Origin of the sequence: Dietzia cinnamea NBRC 102147 (assembly GCF_001571065.1) — a bacterium.
Classification (GTDB): Bacteria; Actinomycetota; Actinomycetes; order Mycobacteriales; family Mycobacteriaceae; genus Dietzia; species Dietzia cinnamea.
Map to the genome: position 1 here is coordinate 92,104 of NZ_BCSW01000003.1, position 22,205 is coordinate 114,308.

The following is a 22,205-nucleotide window of genomic DNA, read 5'->3' on the forward strand; positions in this document are numbered from 1 at the left end:
CGTGATCTGTCGGGAAAGGTGTTGAAGAGTCGGTCGGCGGGCGAGATCGTCTCCACCCTAGACGTCGGGGCGTCCGGGGACGGCTGCCCACCGCTTCCGACACCTCGGGCCCGGCCCCCGGAAGATCCCCTGGGGGATCGTGGGCGGCCGGGCCCGATGGCGCTCGAGCTGGTGGTACTGATCAGGCCTCGGTGGCCGGGGCCTCGGTGGGGACCTCGGCCGCGGGGGCCTCGGCGGCCGGCGAGTCGGTGCCCGTGACGTCCGCGGCGGGCGCCTCGGCGCCCTCGCTGGTGGCGCCACCGGTGACCTGGTCGAGCTGCTCGGTCTCCCACTCGGCGAGCGGCTCGGCCTCCTCGCCGGTGGCCTTACCGGCCTGCGAGCGGGCCTTGAGGCCCTCGGCGACGGCGGAGGCGATGACGCGGGTCAGCACGGTGACCGAACGGATGGCGTCGTCGTTCGCCGGGATCGGGTAATCGACGACATCCGGGTCACAGTTGGTGTCGAGCAGCGCGACGACCGGGATGCCCAGCTTGCGGGCCTCGCCGACGGCGATGTGCTCCTTGTTGGTGTCGACGACCCACACCACGGAGGGGACCTTGCTCATGTCACGCATACCGCCGAGCGTGCGCTCGAGCTTGTTCTTCTCGCGCGTGAGCATGAGGATCTCCTTCTTGGTGCGACCCTCGAATCCACCCGTCTGCTCCATCGACTCGAGCTCCTTGAGCCGCAGGAGCCGCTGGTGCACGGTCTGGAAGTTGGTGAGCATGCCACCCAGCCAACGCTGGTTGACGTACGGCATCCCGACCTTGGCGGCCTCCTCGGCGATGGCCTCCTGGGCCTGCTTCTTGGTGCCGACGAACAGGACGGTGCCGCCGTGGGCGACGGTCTCCTTGACGAACTCGTACGCCTGGTCGATGTACGTCAGGGTCTGCTGCAGATCGATGATGTAGATGCCGTTGCGGTCGGTGAAGATGAACCGACGCATCTTCGGGTTCCAGCGGCGGGTCTGGTGGCCGAAGTGGGCGCCTGCGTCGAGCAGCTGCTTCATGGAGATGACTGCCATGATGGGTTGAGGGCTCGTCCGGCTTGAAAGCAGCCGGACCGCGAGGCCCTCGTCCTCGCTTTCTGGTACGTATCGGGTTGTGCCCACTCGCCGGGCGGCGGCGGGCCCTGGTGTCCGCGCCGGGCCGGACCCCCTGTATACGGGGGCACCTGCTGGTCCGACGTCCGGGAAGGCCGGGGCTCTTCTGCAGCCCCGGGGCCCGGATGCGGCGCCGTTGACCGGGTCGCCGCAGGACACGCGAAGTCGATCGACGAGAGTCGACCGCACGGGAGAGCATATCCCCTCGGCCCCGCACAGCCAAGGCGGGCCTCTCGCCACCGGTCGCCTGACCCTGGGGATGGTCGTCCACCCTGTCCACAACCGGCGCGCCGCCCCTGGCGGTGGGCGGGCCGGTGCGGTGCACTCGTGGCGTGGCGATGATCAGGTCCCGCGGACGGGGTGGACGCGACGGGGCGCCCGCCGGCGTCGTGACCGCGGCGCTCGTCGTCGTCCTCGTCGTCGTGCCCCTCGCCTCCGCCGCTCCGCCCGCCTCCGTGCCGCCCGCCTCGGGGCCTTCCGCCTCGGTGCCCTCCGCCTCGGTGACGTCCGCGGGCGCCGTGTCGGTCGGTCCACGTCCGGCGATGGTCGGCCCCGTGCCGGGCCCGCTGTCGGTGGTCACCCCGTTCGACCCTCCGGCGCGGCGGTGGTTACCCGGCCACCGCGGGGTCGACCTGGCCGCGGAGCCGTACTCACCCGTCCTCTCCCCCGCCGACGGGACGGTGTCCTTCGCAGGCGCCGTGGCCGGGCGGCCGGTGGTGTCGATCGACCACGGCGGCGGGCTGCGCACGACGTACGAACCGGTCGCCGCCGAGGTGAGCGCCGGGGACGTCGTCGCCGCGGGTGCGCGGATCGGCCGACTCCTCGCCGGCCACCCCGGGTGTCCGGTGGTGGCGTGTCTGCACTGGGGCGCGCGGGTGGCCTCGGGAGGCCCGTCCGGTGACGACGACGACTACGTCGATCCGCTCGCGCTGTTGGCCGCCACCCACCGTCCGATACGTCTCAAGCCCACACTGCCCGGCGACGGCGTCGGCTGAGAAGCGGCGGCGGCGACCCGATCAGGCGCGGGGATGGGCTCCGCGGTAGGCGGCGCGGAGGCGCTCGGCCGAGACGTGCGTGTAGATCTGGGTGGTCGCCGGCGTGGAGTGCCCGAGCAGCTCCTGGACGTGTCGCAGGTCCGCGCCGCCCTCGAGCAGGTGCGTGGCCGAACTGTGGCGCAGCGCGTGGGGCGAGACGCGGGGCGCGCCCGGCGTGGCCTCGCTGACCTCGTTGACGATCCTGCGGGCCGCCCGAGGGTCCAGGCGTCCGCCGCGGGCACCCAGAAGGAGGGCCGGCCCCGAGCGGGCGTTCGTCAGGGCCGGTCGGCCGGTGTCGAGCCAGGCGCGCAGTGCCCGGTCGGCGGGCGCCCCGTACGGGACGGCACGCTCGCGGTCGCCCTTGCCGATCACGCGGAGGAGTCGCCGTTCCGCGTCGACGTCGTCGACGTCGAGGCCGCACAGTTCGGCCACCCGGATGCCGCACGAGTACAGCAGCTCCACCACGAGGCGGTCGCGGACGGCGAGGGGGTCGCCCTCGGCCGCGCCGAGTTCGCTCGTCCGGATGGTCTCGCCCGCCTGGGCGGCGTCGAGGACCTCGGGCAGGTGCCGTCGGGCGCGCGGAGCCTCCAGTCTGGCCGCGACGTCGGTCGGGAGCAGCCCGGTGCGCGCCGCCCACGTGCTGAACGAGCGCGCCGCCGCGACCCGGCGTGCGACGGTCGACCGCGCGGCTCCGGCGGCCACCTGGGCGGCGAGCCAGCCCCGCAGGGCGGGCAGGGTCAGCGCGGCTCCGAGCTCCGGGCCGGTGGTGGGCCCGCCGTCGCCCGCCGCGAGGTGGCCGAGCAGTCCGCGGACGTCCGATCGATAGGACCGGGCGGTCGCCTCGGAGCGAGACCTGCCGGTGAGGAGGTGCGCGACGTAGTCGTCGAGCACCTCCTCGAGGTGCACGGACAGCGATTCCCCATCGTCCTCACGAGTGCGCATCCGTCCCATGGACACCGATTGTCGCGCCCCTTCGACGGGCACGCAACCACCCGGCGCGGGGCCCGACTCAGGAGACCGGCAGGCTGAGCTGCATCCCGCCGTCGCCGGATCTGCGCCAGCCCTCCGGGCCGCGCACGGCCGCGCCCGTGGACATCAGCCGACCGAGTACGGCCCGCACCGTGGCCGCCGCGATCCCGGCCGACCTGGCGACCTCCGCGGGTGCGGCCCCTCCGGAGGTCGGGAGCGCCTCGAGGATGCGCCGCGTCACGTCGTCCAGCCCGTCCCACGACGTGGCCTCCCGGGCCGGCGGCGGCGCCGTCTCCCCCATCGCTCCGGCCAGCTCGACCACGTCCGCCGTGCGTCCGATCAGCACCGCCCCGCGGTCCCGGAGGAGGAGATGGCACCCGACCGACGCGACCGAGGTGACCGGACCCGGTACGGCCCCGACCGGCCGGTCGAGGGCCGCCGCCCACGCCGCCGTGCTCAGCGCACCGCTGCGGGCCGCCGCCTCGACCACCACCGTCGCGCCCGTCAACGCCGCGATGATGCGGTTGCGGTCGAGGAACCGGTACCGCGTCACCCCGGTTCCCGGCGGCTGGGCCGAGATGACCGCGCCTGTCTCCGCGACCTCACGGAGCAGGCCGTCGTTGCCGCGCGGGTACAGGCGGTCGACGCCCCCGGCCAGGACCGCGATCGTCGTGCCGCGCACCCCGAGCACAGCGCGGTGCGCGGCCGCGTCGATGCCGAACGCGCCTCCCGAGACCACCGTGAACCCCTCCGCCGCGGCCCCGGCGCTCAGATCCGCGGCCACCGTCCGGCCGTACGGCGTGGGCGCCCGGGTGCCCACCACCGCCACAGACCTCCCCAGCGCCGTCGCCGGGTCGGCAGGCCCCCGCCACCACAACCCGAGCGGGCGCAACGCGGTGGGCACCCCGCCCGTGCCGTCCCGGCGACGCCCGCGTGGCCGGTCGAGTGGCGCGAGCGCGTATCCCGGCCAGCCCGGGTCGCCCGGCACCACCAGGCGGGCACCCACGGTCGCGGCCGAGTCGAGAAGGGCCGCCCCGTCCACGTGCTCGCGACGGGACTCGGCCTGGGCGTTCAGCGTCTCGCCCGCCCGCCCGGCCCGGATGAGGTCCCGCGCGGCGACCGGACCGACCGAGTCGACCAGGTCCCACACCTGCGCGGTCGGTCTTTCGGTGACCGCTCCCAGATACGCGTACGCCTCGCGGACGTCCCACGGCACCGCCACGGCCTCTTGCTCGCCCACCGACATCAGTCCTCTCCTCGCAGCATCAACGCCTCGGCCACATGGGGCTCACGCGGCACGGTCGCCCCGTCCAGGTCGGCGACCGTCCACGCCAGGCGCAGGCATCGATCGACGCCCCGCGCGGACAGCACCCCGTGGGCGAGCGCGCGGTCGAGCGGCTGCACCGCGCTCCGATCGAGCCCCCACACCGAGCGCAACACGCGCCCGGGTACCTCGGCATTGGACCGGGCGCCCGCCGCGTCCGGGCACCCGGCCCACCTCTCGGCGGCTGCCGCGCGCGCCGCGGCCACCCTGGCGCGTACCGCGGCCGTGTCCTCGACCTCCCCGACCGCGAACAGATCCGATCCGATCGGCAGGGTGCGGGCCGCGATATCGATGCGGTCCCGCAATGGGCCCGTCAGCGAGCGGCCGTACCTCCGCCGCGCGTCCGGCGTGCAGGTGCACGCGTCCGGGCGCGCGCTGCCACACGGGCAGTCGTTGGCGGCCATCACCAACTGGAATCGCGCGGGATAGACCGAGATACCGTCCCGGCGGGCGATCCTCACCTCCCCGTCCTCCAGCGGGGTGCGCAGGCTGTCGAGCACACGGGCGGGGAACTCGGCGCACTCGTCGAGGAACAACACCCCACGGTGCGCGAGCGTCACCGCCCCCGGACGCGCGACGTTGTTCCCGCCCCCCACCAACGAGGCCACCGAGGCCGAGTGGTGCGGGGCGACGAACGGCGGCCGACGCAGCAGCGGATCCCTCGGGGCGAGCTTGCCCATCACCGAGTGGACGGCCGTGGCCTCGAGCGCCTCGCACTCCCCCAGATCCGGCAGGAGGCCGGGCAGTCGACGCGCCAGCATCGTCTTGCCTGTCCCCGGCGCCCCGCGGAGGAGAAGGGCGTGCCCGCCGGCGGCCGCGATCTCCACCGCCCGACGGCAGTCGTCCTGGCCGTGCACCTCGGCGAGGTCCTCGCGGGGCCGCCCGCCCACGGCACGCGCGGCCGGCGCGTCCGACACCAGCGCCCCGCCACCACGGCTCCACACCCCGAGCATCGCCAGCGAGTCCACGCCCGCGGAGTCGATTCCCCGCACCAGCCGGGCCTCCGCGAGGTTGGCGCTCGGAACGATCGCGCGGGGCAGCCCGGCGTCCCGGGCGGCGAGCACCGCGGGAAGGACCCCACGGACCGCACGGACCCGCCCGTCCAGGGCGAGCTCACCCACCAGCAGCGTGCCGTCGAAGCAGGACGCGGGCAGCTCCCCGGACGCGGTGAGGGTCCCCACCGCGAGCGCCAGGTCGAAACCGGAGCCCCGCTTGGGCAGACCCGCCGGCGACAGGGACAAGACGACCTTGCCCACTGGCCACGACAGTCCGCTGTTGATCACCGCCGCCCGAATCCGCTCCCGGGCCTGCAGCACCGCCGAATCCGGCAGCCCCACGATGCTCACCCCCGGCAGCCCGCGTCCCACGTCCGCCTCGACCTCGACGATCTGACCGCCCACCCCGTGCAGGGTCACCGCCCACGTCCGCCCGAGCGCCACGGCTACATCACGTCCTCGAACAACTCGAGCCGGGGCCGTGAGGGATCGGCCAGATCCACCCCGACCACGTCGAAGCAGACCTGACGCCAGCGACCCGGGTGCTCCGCCAGCCAGTGGGCGGCCAGCAGGCGCAGGCGCCGGCGCTTCTTCCCCGTGACGGACTCGGCCGGGCTGCCGAAACCCCTACCGGTGCGGGTCCTCACCTCGACGAATCGCAGTCTGCCCGCGGAGTCCAGGACCACCAGATCGAGTTCCCCGACCGGACACCGCCAGTTCCGGCTGATCACCACCGCACCGCGGGCCTCCAGCAGGCCCGCCGCGTGTTGCTCCCCGATCCGACCTGTCCGCACCCGCTGGTCCTCGCCGCCCCTGGCGCGTCCCACCCCGTCCCCTGTCATCGCCGTCCTCCCGGCGGCCCGGCCCGTCCGGGTCCGCCGGGGCACACCCTGCCCGACGACGACGGCCCGATCCGCTGGTCGCGGACCGGGCCGGGGGTCTCCTGTGGAGGCGGATCGGGCTGTGGAGAACCGGGCCGGTGGCTACTCCGGCAGGCGCAGTTCGGGCTTGTCGAGTTCCTCGATGTTGACGTCCTTGAACGTCAGGACGCGCACGTACTTGACGAAACGAGCAGGTCGGTACATGTCCCACACCCACGCGTCGGACATACGTACGTCGAAGTACACCTCCCCGTCGGCGGACCGCGGGATCAACTCGACGGCGTTGGCGAGGTAGAAGCGCCGCTCCGTCTCGACGACGTAGGTGAACTGACCGACGATGTCGCGGTACTCGCGATATAGCGAGAGCTCCATCTCGGTCTCGTAGTTCTCCAGATCCTCGGCGCTCATCTCGTGCTGCTCCTCGAATGCGCCTGCGCGGCGCGACGGACGTTGGCGTACGACATCCGATGGATGTCGCTGGGACCGAGCTGCTCGATCGCCCTGGCGTGACCCGTGGTGCTGTACCCCTTGTGGGCGGCGAAGCCGTAGCCCGGGTACCGCGAGTCGAGGTCCACCATAATCCGATCGCGCGTGACCTTCGCGAGGACACTCGCGGCGGCGATGGATGCGACCACCGCGTCACCCCCGATCACCGCCGTGGACTGGCACCCGAGACCGTCGACCGCGAACCCGTCCGTCAGGACGAACCCGGGTCGCGGGTCCAGGGCGGCGACCGCCCGACGCATCCCCTCGATGTTGCAGCGGTGGATCCCGCGCGCGTCGATCCGATCCGGTTCGATCACGACGACCGAGACAGCCCTCGCGCGCCGCAGGACCGCGTCGTGGAGCCGGGCGCGGGCCGCGGCGGTGAGCTTTTTGGAGTCGTCCAGGTCCGCGAGTTCCGGGTGGAGCCGGTCACCGAGCACACACGCCGCCACGACGAGCGGTCCCGCACAGGAACCGCGGCCGGCCTCGTCGACGCCCGCGACGGGACCCAGCCCCCGTCGGGTGAGCGCGGCCTCCAGCGCGAGCCGGCCGTCCCTGCGGGTCACCCGCGCCCGGGTGGGCAGCAGGCGGTGCCGTCGCGACCGGTCGGGGCGTGCCCGGGTCACCCCGCGCTGATGTCCGGCGAGGAGACCGTCCCGATCCGGTCGAACGGGAGGATGATCGCCTGCACCTTGCCGATAATGTTCTCCGCCGGCACCGTGCCCTGGTGTTCGTCTCCCATGTGGAAGCGGGAGTCCGCGGAGTTGCCGCGGTTGTCGCCCATCACCCAGTAGTTGCCCTCGGGGACCGTGACGGGACCGAACGCGCAGTTCAACGGGTTACGGGCGGGCGACGGGTCCTCGTTGAGGTAGGGCTCGTCCAGGGGTTGACCGTCGACGAGGAGCGACCCGTCCGGCGCGCATCCCCCCACCGTCTGCCCGCCCACCGCGATCACGCGCTTGACCATGTCGTTCTGGTCGGGCGGGACGATGCCGATCACTCCGCCGATGTTTTGGAGGGTGCGGATGACAGGGTTGTCCGAACGGATGGACTGGTACCCCTCGTTCCACGACTCGGGCCCTTCGAAGACGACCACGTCGCCGGGCCGGGGATCACCGAACCGGTAGCTGATCTTGTCGACGAAGATCCGGTCGCCCGTGCAGCCCGCGCAGCCGTGCAGCGTGGGTTCCATGGACTCGGACGGGATCTGGTAGACGCGACCGACGAAGGTCTGGAAGACGAACACCAGGGCCAGGGCGATCACCACCAGCAGCGGGATCTCGATGTACCAGGGCTGGCCCTTCTTCTCGACGCCACGAGCCGGGGCCCCGTGATCACGGGGCCCCGGCTCGGCGGTGTCGTGTCCGGGCGTGTCGGTGCTGCTCACCCGGATGAGCGTAGTCGATCCCGCACCGCTGACGGCGGTCGAGTCCGACGCGCTCTATGCGCTCAGCGCTTCTCCTTGATCTTCGCGGCCTTGCCGCGGAGCTCACGCAGGTAGTAGAGCTTGGCGCGGCGGACGTCGCCACGCACGAGCACGTCGATGCGGTCGATGTTGGGCGAGTGCACGGGGAACGTGCGCTCGACGCCGACGCCGAACGAGACCTTGCGGACGGTGAAGGTCTCGCGGACGCCGCCGCCCTGGCGACGGATCACGACGCCCTTGAAGACCTGGATGCGCTCCTTGGAGCCCTCGATGACCTTGACGTGCACGTCGAGCGTGTCGCCGGCACGGAACTCCGGGATGTCGTCCCGGAGGGACTTGTTGTCGATGAAGTCGAGAGTGTTCATTGTGTTCCTTGCATGTCAGGAATGAGGACAGAGGACCCTGGCGCCCGCCGTCAGGCGGGTCGACCGGTTCGTGCCCCGGATCAGCGCGACCGTCCCCGGGCGCGCGTGCGCCCGAAAGGTCAACCTCGCTAGTGTGCCATCCCCGCCGGGGGTGGCCCAAATCAACCCTCTGGCGGTTCCCAGCCCAGCTCGGCCAGGGTCTGCAGGTCGGCGGCGCTGAGCGGGGCCCCGCCCAGGAGGTCCGGGCGCCTCTCCGCGGTCCGCCGCAGCGATTCGTCGCGGCGCCAGCGTGCGATCCTCGCGTGATCGCCGCTCTTGAGGACGTCGGGCACCGGGCGGTCGCGCCATATCTCGGGGCGGGTGTAGCTCGGTCCCTCGAGGAGACCGTCGGAGAAGGAATCCTCCTCGTGACTACGCCGGTTCCCCAGCACACCGGGCAGGAGGCGTACCACGGCCTCCGCGATGACGAGGACGGCTACCTCGCCTCCGATCAGGACGTAGTCCCCGATGCTGACCTCTTCGACGTCCATGCGCTCGGAGGCCTCGTCGACCACGCGCTGATCGATGCCCTCGTAGCGGCCGCACGCGAACACGATCCGACGGCGGCGGGCGTACCTGTGGGCGTCGGACTGGGAGAAGGGCCGCCCGGCGGGGGTCGGGACGATCAGCAGGGGCCGGGAGTCCGGATCCGAGGCGGCCGGCCCCGTCGTCAGCCCGGTGTCGGTCTGGGGAACTAGGTCGTCGAGCGCGACGCCCCACACCGTCGGCCGCATCACCATCCCCGGCCCGCCGCCGAACGGGGTGTCGTCGACGGATTTGTGCACGTCGTGGGTCCAGGCGCGCAGATCGTGGACGCCGACCTCGATAATGCCCCGGTCGACGGCGCGACCGAGGAGGGCGAGCCGGAGCGGGGCGAGGTAGTCGGGGAAGACGGTGACGACGTCGAGACGCATGATCGGCCCGCGCCGCTCCTCGGCGGCGGGCCCGGTCACGACGTGCCCAGGTCGAGCAGCCCCTCCGGTGGGTCGATGACGCACGTCCCACCGGGGACGTCCACCTCGGGGACCATCTCGGTGACGAAGGGCACGAGCGCGTCGGCACCGTCGGTCAGTCGGATCCCGAGGAGCTCACCGGCGGGGGTGTGGACGATCTCGGTGACCTCGCCGAGCGGTGCGCCCGAGGTGTCGAGGACCCGGAGCCCGACGAGCTGGTGATCGTGGTACTCGTCCGGGTCCTCTGGATCGGGGAGCTCGGCGGAGTCGACCAGCAGGAGCATGCCGCGCAGCGCGTCGGCCGTGTCGCGGTCGGATACACCGGCCAGGCGCACGAGAAGCCGCCCGGAATGGCTCCGGGCGGCTTCCACTGTGACGTCACGGTCGGTGGCGCGGTCCCCCTTGCCGACGCGGCCGGTGAGCCGCGCGCCGGGGGCGAAGCGCTCCTCGGGCGAGTCGGTACGGACCTCCACCACGAGCTCGCCGCGGACGCCGTGCGATTTGACGACGCGGCCCACGACGAGCTCCATGGTGTGTCAGGTCCTCCGGTTGTCGGCGCGTACGGGGTGGGATCAGCGGTCGGTGTCGACCACGTCGACCCGGATGCCCTCTCCCCCGACGGCGGAGACGATCGTCCGGATGGCGGACGCGGTTCGACCGCCCCGCCCGATGACACGGCCGAGATCCTCGGGCGCGACCGCCACCCGGATCACGGTGCCGCGCCGACCACCACTCGACCGGACGGACACGGCGTCGGGATCCGACACGATGCCGCGGACGAGGTGGTCGACGGCGTCGACGACCATGTCGTTCATCTGTCTCAGGCCTCGGCGGTCTCGGCGTCAGCCGACGCGGCCTCACCCTCGGCGGAGTCGGTCGACGCGGCGGCCTCCTGCTCGGCCTTCTTGGCCTCTTCGGCCTTCTTCGCCTTGTCGGCCTTGCGCTTGGCGGTGATGGCCTCGGCGGACGGCTCGCCCTGGGCCTCCTCGAGCGCCTTGTTGAACAGGTCCAGCTTGGAGGGCTTGGCCTCCGGGGTGCGCAGGGTGCCCTCGGCGCCCTCGATGCCCTTGAACTTCTGCCAGTCGCCCGTGATCTTGAGCAGCTGCTCGACGGCCTCGGTCGGCTGGGCGCCCACGCCGAGCCAGTACTGGGCCCGGTCGGAGTCGATCTGGATGAAGCTCGGCTCCTCCTTCGGGCGGTAGAGGCCGATGGTCTCGATGGAGCGACCGTCGCGGCGGGTACGGGCGTCGGCGACGACGACCCGGTACTGCGGGTTGCGGATCTTGCCGAGTCGGGTGAGCTTGATCTTGACGGCCATGAGCGCGTCTCACTTCCTGTAGTGGGTCACATGGCGATTCAGCGACGCCCGCGCTGCTCGCGGGGTCCGGTTTCGCCTTCCGGGTGACCGCCGTTCGGCCCGGACCCCCGCGTGGGGACCCACCGGTGACGGCGTCCAGCGGTCCAGTCTAGACACGCCCGGCCCGCGCGCACCAATCGGTGCACACGGGCCGTCGGGTCACCTCTTGGGGAACTTGAGGTTGTCCAGATCGATGCCCTCGAGGCCGGGCGGGAGCTGGTCCAGGCCCGGCGGCATCTGGGACAGGTCCGGCATGCCCCCGGGCGGCATCCCGGGCATCCCGGGCATCCCGGGCATCATGCCGCGGTTCTTCGGCGGCGTGGGGCCGCGCCCCTTGCCCTTCCCCTTGCCCTTCTTGCCCTTGCGCTGGTTCTTTCGCCCGGCACCGGGCATCCCCATCTGGCCGGCCATCCGGCTCATCATCTTGCGCGCCTCGAAGAACCGGTCGACGAGCTGGTTGACGTCGGTGACGGTGACGCCCGAGCCGTTGGCGATGCGTTGACGCCGGGATCCGTTGATGATCTTGGGATCGGCGCGTTCCTCGGGGGTCATGCCGCGGATGATCGCCTGGATGCGGTCGAGGTGCTTCTCGTCGATGTCGCCGACGGCGGCCTTCATGTCCTTGCCGCCGGGCAGCATGCCGAGCAGGTTCCCGATGGGACCCATCTTGCGGATCATCATCATCTGGTCGAGGAAGTCCTCGAGCGTGAGCTCGCCGGAGCCGATCTTGGCGGCGGTCTTCTCGGCCTCCTTGGCGTCGAAGACCGTCTCCGCCTGCTCGATGAGCGAGAGGACGTCGCCCATGCCGAGGATCCTGCTCGACATGCGCTCCGGGTGGAAGACGTCGAAGTCCTCGAGCTTCTCGCCGTCCGAGGCGAACATGATCGGGGTGCCCGTGAGCTCGCGGACGCTCAGCGCGGCGCCGCCGCGCGCGTCGCCGTCGAGCTTGGTGAGCACGACGCCGGTGAAGCCCACGCCCTCGCGGAACGCCTCGGCGGTGACCACCGCGTCCTGACCGATCATGGCGTCCAGGACGAAGAAGGTCTCGTGCGGCTGGACGGCGTCGCGGATGCCGCGGGCCTGGGCCATCATCTCCTCGTCGATGCCGAGGCGGCCGGCGGTGTCGACGATCACGACGTCGTGCATCTTGGCGCGTGCGTGGGCCAGCCCGCGCTGCGCGACGGACACCGGCTCCTGGACGCCGATCTCCGCGCCGTCCCCGCCGACCGAGGTGCCGGGGTGTGGGGCGAAGGTCTGTACTCCGGCGCGCTCACCGACGATGCGTAGCTGGTCGACCGCGCCCGGGCGTTGGAGGTCGCACGCCACCAACAGCGGCGTGTGCCCCTGGCCCTTGAGCCAGTACGCGAGCTTTCCCGCCAGCGTGGTCTTACCCGCACCCTGGAGGCCGGCCAGCATGATCACCGTCGGTGGTTGCTTGGCGAACTCGATCCGGCGGGCCTCGCCACCGAGGATGGCGGTGAGCTCGGCGTCGACGATCTTGACGACCTGCTGCGCGGGGTTGAGCGCCTCGGAGACCTCGGCGCCCTTGGCCCGTTCCTTGACCCGGGAGATGAAGGCGCGAACGACCGGCAGTGCGACGTCGGCCTCGAGCAGCGCGAGTCGGATCTCGCGGGCCGTCGCGTCGATGTCGGCGTCGCTCAGCCGACCTTTTCCGCGCAGGTCCTTGAGCGCCCCTGTGAGACGGTCGGACAAGGATTCGAACACGGCAACAGCTCCCTGGTTCGCGTCCCGGGAGCGCGCGCGTCCCGGCGTCGTCGGCGACGACTGATCACAGGGTATCGGCACGCGCGACGACGGGCGTCGCGGGCTCGTGTCCCGGCAGCAGTGACTCGACCTGACCGGCCGTGCTGAGGACCGCACCCGGACCGGAGAGGGCGAACACGTCCTCGACCGCGGCACCCCTGGTGCGGACCACCACCCAGTCGATCCGGGCGCCCGTCTGCAGGATCGCGGAGACGATCCGGGCGAACAGCCCGGGTCGGTCCTCGGCGCGGACCTCCATCATCACGCCGTCCGCGTCGGAGCGGTGCCCGACGAGGACCGAGGATCTGGCCCGCGGGGGACCGATGGGCACGGCCTCGCCGCGGGCGAGGGCCGCGCGCAGCGATCCCGGCAGGCCGGCGTCGATCGACCGTCGCAGGTCCTGCCGGAGCACGCGGGCGTCCACCGGGTCGCCGAACCGCGTGGAGACGGTCATCCTCGCGCGCATCCCCCCGGGCGGCCGCAGGTCGATCTCCGCGTCGACGATCTCCAGTCGGTGGGCGGCGAGGACCTCCGCAGCCACCGCCAATGACCTTCCGGCACCGGGGGCCACGAGGGTGACCTCGTGTGTGGTGCCCGTGCCCGCCGCACGGAGGTCGACGACGACGTCGGGGGGACCGTGCCGTCTCGACGCCCGCACCGTCGGGGCCTCGACGGCGGCCGGGCGGGGTCCCACCTGGGCGCGGCACGCCGCGACGAGCGCCGTGTGCACGCCGGCCCGTCCCGCCGACCACACGGTCGGTCCGGTGGCGATCGAGTCGGCCTCGGTGAGCGCGGCCAACACGTCCAGCGCGACCGTGTCCCAGTCCAGGGTGTCGAGGACGAACTGGGCGGTCTCCGGGTCGGAGGGGTCGCGGCGTGCGGCGGTCCTCGCGAGGAGGAGGTGGTGTCGGACCAGTCGTTCCAGGGTCTGGGTGTCGCGCACGCTCAACCCCATCCTCTCGGCGATCGGCCGGATCATCACCGCGCCGTTCTCGCTGTGGTCGCCCACGCGGCTCTTGCCGAGGTCGTGGAGGAGCGCCGCGAGCAGCAGGAGGTCGGCCCGCGCGACCGAGGTGGTGAGCCGCGACGCCTCGACCGCCGTCTGCACGAGGTGCCTGTCGACGGTGTAGACGTGCGTGCGTTCGCGGGCGGGCAGATCCCGCACGCCGGACCACTCCGGCAGCAGGCGTTCCCACAGTCCGCAACGGTCGAGGGCCTCGTGAACGGGGATCTGCGCCTCCCCAGAGCCCAGCAGGACCAGCAGGTCGGACAGCGCCTCCGCGGGCCAGCGGCCGTCGGGGGCGGGGCTGCGCTCGGCCAGGACGCCGAGGGTGGACCCCGCCACCGGGAGGGAGAAGCGCGCGGCGGCGGCCGCCACGCGCAGGGGTAGCCAGGGCTCCTCCTCGACGCGCGCGCCACGGGCCAGCGCCACCTCGCCCGCGTGCTCGACCACGCCGTCGTCCAGCGGCCGGCGGACCGGGGACCGCCTCAGCAGCCCGGTGAGTCCCCGCGTCGACAGGGTGGCGCACGATCCGCGGATCGCCTGGTCGGCGGTGAAGGCGATCGTGCGGGAGGCGTCGCTGAGGGCACGGGCGAGGTCGAACCGGTCACCGAGTCCGAGGGCACGGCCGACCTCGTCGCCGTACTCCGCGTGTAGCACCTCGCGGGCTCGTCCGGCGACCCGGTGCAGCTCGGTGCGGGCGTCGAGCACGAGCCGGTGCGCGGCGGCCATCCCCCCGGGCACCACCGGCCGGCCGTCGCTGAGGTGCGCCAGCGCCAGGGCGGTGACGAGCTGTGCGTCGCGCAGCCCCCCGACACCGTTCTTGAGATCCGGCTCGCTGCGGTGGGCGATGACGCCGGCGCGGTGGCGCCTGGCCGCGGCCGCGGCGACGAGGTCGTCGAAGCGGGAGGCGATCTGGTCACGCCACTGGCGGCGGGCACCGTCGACGACCAGAGCACCGAGATCCGCGTCGCCGGCGATCACCCGCGCGTCGAGCAGGCTCAGGCCCACCGAGACGTCAGCCGCGGCGACGGCGAGGCACTGGTCGACCGTGCGGACGCTGTGGTCGAGGCCCACCCCGGAGTCCCATAGCGGGTACCACAGCGCGTCGGCGAGCTCGCCCACGTCGCGGTCGGTGCGGCGCTCGTGCACGAGCACCAGGTCGAGGTCGGAATGTGGCAGGACCTCCCTGCGACCGAGTCCGCCGAACGCGATGAGGGCGAATCCGGAGCCCGGGTCGACGCCGGCCTCCTCGGCGAGCCTCGCCAACTCCATCTCGTAGAGCTCGCAGAGGGCGGCCCGTAGCGCAGCGGCCGGTAGATCCTCGCGTCGCGCGGAGAGGATCCGTGCGCGTCCGGCCCGCAGTGCCGTGGCACGTTCGCCGTCAGCCGTCGCCGTCATCCCTCTCCCCTTCCCCACGTCCGTCGGATCCAGAGTCCCGCGCCCGTGTCACCCCGCCGGGGCGGGCGTGTTTCGCTTCTGTGAACGGCCCCGCACGGAGCAGGCGCGCACGAGAGCGCGCGGGCCGTCCCCGTCGGGGACGACCCGCGCGCGGAAGCGGGGTGTGCGTGGGTGAACGGGCGGGGCCGCTCAGATGGCGTCGACGCCCTCCTCGCCCGTGCGGACACGGACGATGCTCTCGACGGCGGTCACCCAGACCTTGCCGTCGCCGATCTTGCCGGTGCGGGCCGCGTCGACGATCAGCTGCACGACCGCCCCGGCGGTGTCGTCGTCGACCACCACCTCGACCCGGATCTTCGGGACGAAGTCGACGGCGTACTCGGCGCCGCGGTAGACCTCGGTGTGGCCTTTCTGGCGGCCGTAGCCCTGGACCTCGCTGATGGTCAGTCCGTGGATGCCGGCCTGCTCGAGGGCGGCCTTGACGTCGTCGAGCGTGAACGGCTTGACGATCGCGGTCACGAGCTTCATGTCGTGGTTCCTTTCGAGGTGATCGGGTCAGCGGATGAGCGCGCTGGTGGAGGGTTCGTACGCGGTCTCCGCGTGCTGGGCGCCGTCGATGCCGGCCTGCTCGTCGGACTTGTCGATCCGCCACCCGAGGGGGCGGCAGATCGCCCAGGCGATCGCGGTCATCACCGCGGTGAACACGAGCGCCGCGACGGCGATCACGATCTGGACCACGAGGAGCTTCCATCCCTCGCCGGAGTAGAAGATCCCGGGGGCGGTGTCGAAGGTGCCGGTGGCGAACAGCCCGATCGCGATCGTGCCCCACAGGCCGGCGACCAGGTGGACGCCCACCACGTCGAGCGCGTCGTCGTAGCCGAAGCGGTGCTTGAGTCCCACGGCGAGGGCGGACAGCACACCCGCGATCGCGCCGAGGGCGATGGCACCGAGCGGGTGGACCGACCCCGCGGCGGGGGTGATGGCGACCAGTCCGGCGACGACGCCGGAGGCCGCGCCGAGGCTGGTGGCGTGCCCGTCGCGGATACGCTCGGCCAGGAGCCAGCCCAGCATCGCGGCGGCAGTGGCGGCGGTGGTGTTGACCCAGGCCAGGCCGGCCGTGCCGTTGGCACCGAAAGCGGAGCCGGCGTTGAACCCGAACCAGCCGAACCACAGCAGCGCGGCGCCGAGCATGACCAGGGGCAGGCTGTGCGGGCGGAAGGCGGTGCGACCGAAGTCGAGCCGCTTGCCGATGAGCAGGACGAGCACCAGGGCGGCCATGCCGGCGTTGATGTGCACGACGGTTCCACCGGCGAAGTCGACGGGGCCCACGGCGGCGGTCAGACCGCCCTCGCCGTCGTCGACCGTCCCGAAGATCATGGCGGCCAGACCACTGTCGGAGTGGGAGAGCAGTCCCCCGCCCCACACCATGTGGGCGAGCGGGAAGTACGCGAGGGTGACCCACACCCCGGCGAACGCGAGCCAGGTGCCGAACCGGACGCGCTCGGCGATCGCGCCGGAGATGAGCGCCACGGTGATGATCGCGAACGTCACCTGGAAGGCGACGTCGACGACCGCCGGGTAGGCGCCCGAGCCGGACATCATCCAGCCGCTCGCGTCCCCGATCACCCCGGACAGTCCGAACATCTCGAAGGGGTTGGCGAACAGTCCGGCCACGGACTGGCTGCCGTAGGACATCGACCAGCCCCACAGCAGGTAGACGACGCCGACCAGCCCCATGGTGCCGAACGACATCATCATCATGTTGAGTACCGACTTCTGCCGGGACATACCGCCGTAGAAGAGCGCCAGGGCTGGCGTCATGAGCAGGACCAGAGATGCCGCCATGAGCATCCAGGCCGTGTCTCCCGTATCGAACTCCGGCGTCGCCTCCTGGGCGAGCAACGCGACACTGTCACCTATCACGGTGCGGTCCTCCTCGTTTCATCGCGTGGTGAGCGTCTTCTCGCTCCCCGGTCGCCTGTAGAGGTTTCCGCTGCCGTGTTGCGGTGGGTGTCCGCGTGTGTTTCCTGACGGTTACACGCGGCGGGCCCCGGTTCCGGTTGTGTATCGCGGCCCGCCGCCCCGGGCCTACGTCCCGAGCAGGGCGTCCACGAACGCCTCGGGGGTGAACGGCGCCAGGTCGTCGGCGCCCTCCCCCAGTCCGACGAGCTTGACCGGCACGCCGAGCTCGTGCTGGACCTGGAAGACGATCCCGCCCTTGGCGGTGCCGTCGAGCTTGGTCAGGACGACGCCCGTGATGTCGACGACCTCCTTGAACACGCGGGCCTGCATGAGGCCGTTCTGCCCGGTGGTCGCGTCGATCACGAGCAGCACCTCGTCGACGGGGGTCTTCTTCTCGACGACCCGCTTGACCTTGCCGAGCTCGTCCATGAGGCCGGCCTTGGTGTGGAGGCGGCCCGCGGTGTCGACGAGCACGGCGTCCACGCCGGTCTCGACGCCACGCCTCACCGCGTCGAAGGCGACCGAGGCGGGATCGGCGCCCTCCTTGCCGCGCACGACCTCGGCGCCGACGCGCTCCGCCCAGGTCTGGAGCTGGTCCGCCGCGGCGGCGCGGAACGTGTCCGCGGCGCCGAGGAGGATGGCGCGGCCGTCGGCCACGAGGACGCGGGCGAGCTTGCCGGTCGTGGTGGTCTTGCCGGTGCCGTTGACGCCGACGACGAGGAGGACGGCCGGCGTCCCGTCGTTCGGCAGCGCACGCAGCGATCGGTCGTACTCGGGGTGGAGGTTGTCGATGAGGGTCTGCCGGAGCAGGTCCCGCACCTCGGCCTCGGTGCGGACCTGGCGGGTCGCGATCTCCTCCCGCAGCCGGTCCACCACGCGCTGGGTCGTGGTGGCCCCGAGGTCGGCCATGATGAGGGTGTCCTCGATCTCCTCCCAGGCGCCCTCGTCGAGGTCGCCCGCACCGAGGAGGCCGAGCAGCCCCTGGCCGACGGTGTTCTGCGAGCGGGCCAGCCGGCCCCGGAGGCGGTCGAGTCGGCCGGTGGCCGGATCGATGCGCTCGACCGGTGCGACCGGCTCGGGGGTCCCGGTGATGCCCTCGGTGGTGGGCGCCGGGACCTCGTCGGAGGGCACCTCCGGCGGCGCGACCACCGGCTCGACGGGAGCGGGCTCGACGACCTCCGTGTCCGCGCTCGGACCGGGTTCGACGTCCGGCTGGACGACGGGGGTCCCGGGCGCGGCATCGACGCCCGCGCCGCCCTCCGGCGCGGGCGGCGCGGCGGGCGGCGCGGTCGGCGCGGCAGCGGAACGGGGCTCCTCCCTCGGGATCGGCTCCTTGGCGGGCGCGGCCACACCGCCGCCCTGTGCGAAGGAGAACCCCGTCCCGGCCTGGTAGTTGCCGGACCGCTCCTCGCGGGTGAGCTCCTTGCGTTCCTCGGCCTTGGTCAGTGAGATCTGCCGCTTCTTGCGCAGCTGCAGGCCCACGACCAGGGCGATGACGGCCAGCAGCAGCACCGCGGCGACGGCGATGATGATCCAGGTGGTGGTAGTCACGTGCCCAGTATGGACGACTCCGTTCGTCTCCATCCCGGTCCCCGGGGGCGACGGCGGGCCTAGACTGGCGTCTGTCGCTGTCCGGGGAGGAGTCCCAGTGGTCGAGGTCGCTACGACGCCGCCGGGGGTTCCACGCGCGCGCCGCCGGTCCGTGCCTCGGGCGCCGACCCCGCCCACCTGGATCCTGAAGACCGTCATGGCGGGCACGGGATTGCTGTTCACCGCCTTCGTGCTGGCGCACATGGTCGGCAACCTCAAGGTGTTCGGCGGGGCTCCGGGCTTCGATGCGTACGCCGCGTGGCTGCGCAGGTTGCTGTACCCGCTCGTCCCGCCGAGCGGCGTCCTGTGGGTGCTCCGCGGTGTGCTGGCGGTGAGTCTGGTGGCGCACGTGTGGTGCTCACTGCTGTTGGTCCGGCGGTCCCGAGCGTCCGCGGGTCCGCACCGGCGGCGGACGGGCGTGACAGCCAGTTCGTTCGGCGCCCGGTCGATGCTGCTCACCGGCGTGGCGGCGCTGCTGTTCGTCGTCGTCCACGTCCTGGACATGACCACGGGCACCGCCCCTGTCGCCCCCGCGGCGTTCGAACCCGGTTCCGCGTACGCCAACCTCGTGGCCAGTTTCTCGCGGACGTGGGTGGCCGCCTTCTATGTCACGGTCATGCTGCTGTTGGCGGTACACATCGCCCACGGCGTCCGCACGGCGGCTGGCGACCTGGGCGTGACCGGCGAGCGGAGCCGCGGGGTGATCACGGTGCTGGGTGGGACGGTCGCCGTGGCAGTCCTGCTCGGGAACGCGGCCATCCCGATCTCCGTTCAGCTCGGATGGCTGGCGTGACGTTCACCGCGCCCCCGGTTCTCCTCCCCGACGCGCGGGCGGGCGGCACCCTGTCCGCCGGGACGCCCGCCGGCGACCCCGCGACGGCGTGGACCAGGCGACGCGACGCCTACCCGCTCGTGTCGCCGGCGAACCGTCGCCGTTTCCACGTGGTGGTGGTCGGAACCGGCCTTGCCGGGGCGGGCGCGGCGGCGGCGCTCGGCGAACTCGGCTACCGGGTGACGGCGTTCACCTATCACGATGCCGCCCGCCGGGCGCACTCGGTGGCCGCGCAGGGCGGCATCAACGCCGCCCGGAGCCGCCGGGTGGACGGCGACTCCGTGGCCAGATTCGTCGCCGACACGGTCTCGGGCGGGGACTTCCGGGGCCGCGAGGCCGAGGCGTTCCGGCTGGGCGAGGAGTCGGTGCGGGTGATCGACCACTTCTCCGCCATCGGCACCCCGTTCGCCCGTGAGTACGGCGGTGTGCTGGCCACCCGGTCCTTCGGCGGGGTGCAGGTCTCCCGGACGTACTACTCCCGCGGGCAGACCGGGCAACAACTGCAGATCGCGGGCGTCCGGGCCCTCCAGCGGCAGATCAGTGCGGGCACCGTGCGGCTGCACACCCGCCACGAGATGCTGGACCTCGTCGTCGACGACTCCGGCTGCCACGGGGTGGTGGTACGGGACCTGGTCACCGGCCAGATCCGGGCAGAGACCGCGCACGCGGTCGTCCTGGCCACCGGCGGCTACGGGACCGTCTTCCACGCCTCCACGCTCGCGATCCACTCCAACGCCTCGGCGGTGTGGCGCGCGCACCAGCGGGGCGCACTGTTCGCCTCGCCGTCGTTCGTCCAGTTCCATCCCACCGCGCTGCCCAAGGACCACGACCGGCAGTCCAAGACGACCCTCATGAGCGAGTCGCTGCGCAACGACGGTCGGATCTGGGTGCCCCGCCACATGGGCGACGACCGCGCCCCGGGTGACATCCCCGACTCCGGGCGCGACTTCTTCCTCGAACGCCGGTACCCCGCCTACGGCAACCTCGTCCCCCGGGACGTCGCCTCGCGGGCGATCACCGCCGAGATCGGCGCCGGGCGCGGGGTCGGCCCGCGCCGCAACTCCGTGTACCTCGATTTCCGGGACGCACTGGCCCGCGACGGGCGCGGGCGGATGACCGAGCGCTACGGCAACCTCTTCGAGATGTACGCGAACGCCACCGGCGAGGACCCGTACACCGTGCCCATGCGCATCGCCCCGACCTGCCACTTCACGATGGGCGGGCTGTGGAGCGACTACGACCTGCAGACCTCGATCCCGGGGCTGTTCGTGGGCGGCGAGTGCGGGTCGAACTACCACGGCGCCAACCGGCTCGGGGCCAACTCACTGCTGAGCGCGAGCGTCGACGGTTGGTTCACCCTGCCGCACTCGGTTCCGGCGCATCTGGCGGCCCGTCTCGAGGACGGGCTGCCGGACGACGACGACGAGGTGGTCGTGTCGGCCGTGACCCGCGCCCGCGAGAGAGTGCGGGACCTGCTGACCGTGGGCGGGTCGACCGGACCGGAGCACTTCCACCGGGAGCTGGGCGAGATCCTCTATGCCGGCTGCGGTGTCACGCGCACCGCGCAGGGCCTCTCCCACGCGATCGACCGCATCCGGGACCTGCGGGCCAGGTTCTGGGTCGACCTCCGGGTCACCGGCACGGGCACTCACCTCAACCACGTCCTCGAGCACGCCGGCCGGGTGGCGGACTTCCTCGAACTGGCCGAGTTGATGTGCGTGGACGCCCTCGACCGCGATGAATCGTGCGGAGCCCACTTCCGCGCCGAGCACCGTACCCCCGGCGGCGAGGCCCTGCGCGACGATGAGCGGTGGTGCTTCGTCTCGGCCTGGGGGTCCGCGGGCGACGACCGCGGTGGTCCCCGGACCTTCATCCGTCACGCCGAGCCGCTGGAGTTCTCGGCGGTCTCCCCCACCGAGAGGAGCTACCGTTGAGGCTGACACTGCGCGTCTGGAGGCAAGCGGGCCCCGCCGAGTCCGGCCGCTACCGGGATTACGAGGTCGACGACGCCCGGCCGGAGATGAGCGTGCTGGATCTGCTCGACCTCCTCAACGCCGGGCTGATCGACGCCGGTGCGGAACCGGTGGCGTTCGACTCGGACTGTCGCGAGGGGATCTGCGGGGCCTGCGGGGTCACCGTCGACGGCCGCCCGCACGGGCCGACGGACAACACGCCGTCCTGTCGCCAGCGGCTGGCGTCCTTCTCCGACGGTGACACCGTGCGGATCGAGCCGTTGCGGGCGACGGCCTTCCCGGTCATCCGGGACCTCGTGGTTGAGCGAGCAGCTCTCGACGAGGTCGCGCGAGCCGGAGCCCACGTCTCGGTCCCCACGGGGGCGGCCCCCGATGCGGACACGACCCTTCAGGGACACGACGCGGCGGAGGCCGCGCTGGACCTCGCCGCGTGTATCGGCTGCGGCGCGTGCGTCGCTTCATGCCCGAACGGGTCGGCCAATCTCTACGTCGGCGCCACACTCGCCCACCTCACCCTCATGCCGTTCTCCGACCTCGAGCGGGGGCCCCGCGCCCGCGAGATGGTCCGGGCGGCGGACGTGGAGTTCGGCCCCTGCTCCCTGTACGGCGAGTGCGCACGGGTCTGTCCGGCGGGGATCCCGCTGCGCGCGGTGGGCGCGGTCAACAGGGAGCGGCTCCGGTCGGTGTTCCGTCGTTCCTGACCGACCCCGGAC

At 72.5% G+C, this 22,205-nt stretch carries 22 protein-coding genes; 4 read left to right on the forward strand and 18 right to left on the reverse strand.

The features are described from left to right. Positions 1 to 181 precede the first annotated feature (181 nt). Positions 182 to 1,063 (reverse strand): 30S ribosomal protein S2, encoded by an 882-nt coding sequence (rpsB, locus tag DCI01S_RS02315; protein ID WP_061227755.1) that lies wholly within the window; start codon positions 1,061 to 1,063, stop codon positions 182 to 184. 416 nt (positions 1,064 to 1,479) lie between these two features. Here rpsB and DCI01S_RS02320 point away from each other — a divergent pair, with 416 nt between their 5' ends. Then, on the forward strand, positions 1,480 to 2,136 hold the full coding sequence (locus DCI01S_RS02320) for a murein hydrolase activator EnvC family protein (RefSeq protein ID WP_061227756.1): 657 nt from the start codon (positions 1,480 to 1,482) through the stop codon (positions 2,134 to 2,136). Between the two features lie 21 nt (positions 2,137 to 2,157). Here DCI01S_RS02320 and DCI01S_RS02325 read toward each other — a convergent pair whose 3' ends face one another. The 17 genes from DCI01S_RS02325 to ftsY all read right to left on the reverse strand — a co-directional run bounded on the left by DCI01S_RS02325 (position 2,158) and on the right by ftsY (position 18,648). Further along, positions 2,158 to 3,117, reverse strand: a complete 960-nt coding sequence (locus tag DCI01S_RS02325; protein WP_061227804.1) for a tyrosine recombinase XerC — start codon at positions 3,115 to 3,117, stop codon at positions 2,158 to 2,160. A 67-nt stretch (positions 3,118 to 3,184) separates the two neighbouring features. Beyond that, positions 3,185 to 4,390: a DNA-processing protein DprA gene (gene dprA / locus DCI01S_RS02330; RefSeq protein WP_007632857.1), complete on the reverse strand. Its 1,206-nt coding sequence runs from the start codon at positions 4,388 to 4,390 to the stop codon at positions 3,185 to 3,187. Beyond that, the gene (locus tag DCI01S_RS02335) at positions 4,390 to 5,907 is read right to left on the reverse strand and encodes a YifB family Mg chelatase-like AAA ATPase (RefSeq protein ID WP_061227757.1); all 1,518 of its coding nucleotides are present in this window, start codon (positions 5,905 to 5,907) and stop codon (positions 4,390 to 4,392) included. The genes dprA and DCI01S_RS02335 overlap by 1 nt, the downstream gene beginning before the upstream one ends. A 2-nt stretch (positions 5,908 to 5,909) precedes the next feature. Continuing rightward, the gene (locus tag DCI01S_RS02340; RefSeq protein WP_061227758.1) at positions 5,910 to 6,305 is read right to left on the reverse strand and encodes a YraN family protein; all 396 of its coding nucleotides are present in this window, start codon (positions 6,303 to 6,305) and stop codon (positions 5,910 to 5,912) included. A gap of 141 nt (positions 6,306 to 6,446) precedes the next feature. Further along, a complete protein-coding gene (locus DCI01S_RS02345) occupies positions 6,447 to 6,752 on the reverse strand; it encodes a DUF2469 domain-containing protein (RefSeq protein ID WP_007632861.1) in 306 nt (101 codons plus the stop codon). Continuing rightward, positions 6,749 to 7,417: a ribonuclease HII gene (locus tag DCI01S_RS02350; RefSeq protein ID WP_187701610.1), complete on the reverse strand. Its 669-nt coding sequence runs from the start codon at positions 7,415 to 7,417 to the stop codon at positions 6,749 to 6,751. The genes DCI01S_RS02345 and DCI01S_RS02350 overlap by 4 nt, the downstream gene beginning before the upstream one ends. 35 nt (positions 7,418 to 7,452) lie before the next feature. Beyond that, positions 7,453 to 8,217 (reverse strand): signal peptidase I, encoded by a 765-nt coding sequence (gene lepB / locus DCI01S_RS02355; protein WP_007632868.1) that lies wholly within the window; start codon positions 8,215 to 8,217, stop codon positions 7,453 to 7,455. A gap of 62 nt (positions 8,218 to 8,279) precedes the next feature. Next, positions 8,280 to 8,621 carry a 50S ribosomal protein L19 gene (rplS, locus tag DCI01S_RS02360; protein WP_007632870.1) on the reverse strand — a complete coding sequence of 114 codons (342 nt, stop codon included), beginning with the start codon at positions 8,619 to 8,621 and terminating at the stop codon, positions 8,280 to 8,282. A 161-nt stretch (positions 8,622 to 8,782) separates the two neighbouring features. Continuing rightward, positions 8,783 to 9,574: a tRNA (guanosine(37)-N1)-methyltransferase TrmD gene (gene trmD, locus DCI01S_RS02365; RefSeq protein WP_061227805.1), complete on the reverse strand. Its 792-nt coding sequence runs from the start codon at positions 9,572 to 9,574 to the stop codon at positions 8,783 to 8,785. Between the two features lie 35 nt (positions 9,575 to 9,609). After that, complete coding sequence (gene rimM / locus DCI01S_RS02370) at positions 9,610 to 10,143, reverse strand: ribosome maturation factor RimM (RefSeq protein ID WP_007632877.1); 534 nt, start codon at positions 10,141 to 10,143, stop codon at positions 9,610 to 9,612. Between the two features lie 42 nt (positions 10,144 to 10,185). After that, on the reverse strand, positions 10,186 to 10,428 hold the full coding sequence (locus DCI01S_RS02375) for an RNA-binding protein (RefSeq protein ID WP_007632879.1): 243 nt from the start codon (positions 10,426 to 10,428) through the stop codon (positions 10,186 to 10,188). Between the two features lie 5 nt (positions 10,429 to 10,433). Then, complete coding sequence (rpsP, locus tag DCI01S_RS02380; protein WP_061227760.1) at positions 10,434 to 10,931, reverse strand: 30S ribosomal protein S16; 498 nt, start codon at positions 10,929 to 10,931, stop codon at positions 10,434 to 10,436. 198 nt (positions 10,932 to 11,129) lie between these two features. Further along, positions 11,130 to 12,695 (reverse strand): signal recognition particle protein, encoded by a 1,566-nt coding sequence (gene ffh, locus DCI01S_RS02385; RefSeq protein WP_061227761.1) that lies wholly within the window; start codon positions 12,693 to 12,695, stop codon positions 11,130 to 11,132. Positions 12,696 to 12,759: 64 nt separating this feature from the next. Then, on the reverse strand, positions 12,760 to 15,135 hold the full coding sequence (locus DCI01S_RS02390; protein ID WP_061227762.1) for a [protein-PII] uridylyltransferase: 2,376 nt from the start codon (positions 15,133 to 15,135) through the stop codon (positions 12,760 to 12,762). 189 nt (positions 15,136 to 15,324) lie between these two features. Continuing rightward, a complete protein-coding gene (locus DCI01S_RS02395; protein WP_061227763.1) occupies positions 15,325 to 15,663 on the reverse strand; it encodes a P-II family nitrogen regulator in 339 nt (112 codons plus the stop codon). Positions 15,664 to 15,690: 27 nt separating this feature from the next. Continuing rightward, entirely contained in the window at positions 15,691 to 16,986 is a 1,296-nt protein-coding gene (locus DCI01S_RS02400; protein WP_050797242.1) for an ammonium transporter, read from the reverse strand. Positions 16,987 to 17,223: 237 nt separating this feature from the next. Beyond that, the gene (gene ftsY, locus DCI01S_RS02405; RefSeq protein ID WP_061227764.1) at positions 17,224 to 18,648 is read right to left on the reverse strand and encodes a signal recognition particle-docking protein FtsY; all 1,425 of its coding nucleotides are present in this window, start codon (positions 18,646 to 18,648) and stop codon (positions 17,224 to 17,226) included. A 196-nt stretch (positions 18,649 to 18,844) separates the two neighbouring features. Between ftsY and DCI01S_RS02410 the strand changes: the two genes are divergently transcribed. Genes DCI01S_RS02410 through DCI01S_RS02420 form a run of 3 tightly spaced genes read left to right on the forward strand, consistent with a single transcriptional unit; the run spans position 18,845 to position 22,193 of the window. Then, positions 18,845 to 19,480, forward strand: coding sequence for a succinate dehydrogenase cytochrome b subunit (locus DCI01S_RS02410; protein WP_061227806.1), 636 nt, complete (start codon positions 18,845 to 18,847; stop codon positions 19,478 to 19,480). After that, complete coding sequence (locus tag DCI01S_RS02415) at positions 19,468 to 21,453, forward strand: fumarate reductase/succinate dehydrogenase flavoprotein subunit (RefSeq protein ID WP_061227765.1); 1,986 nt, start codon at positions 19,468 to 19,470, stop codon at positions 21,451 to 21,453. The genes DCI01S_RS02410 and DCI01S_RS02415 overlap by 13 nt, the downstream gene beginning before the upstream one ends. Beyond that, on the forward strand, positions 21,450 to 22,193 hold the full coding sequence (locus DCI01S_RS02420) for a succinate dehydrogenase/fumarate reductase iron-sulfur subunit (protein ID WP_061227766.1): 744 nt from the start codon (positions 21,450 to 21,452) through the stop codon (positions 22,191 to 22,193). The genes DCI01S_RS02415 and DCI01S_RS02420 overlap by 4 nt, the downstream gene beginning before the upstream one ends. The last annotated feature ends 12 nt before the right edge of the window (positions 22,194 to 22,205 follow it).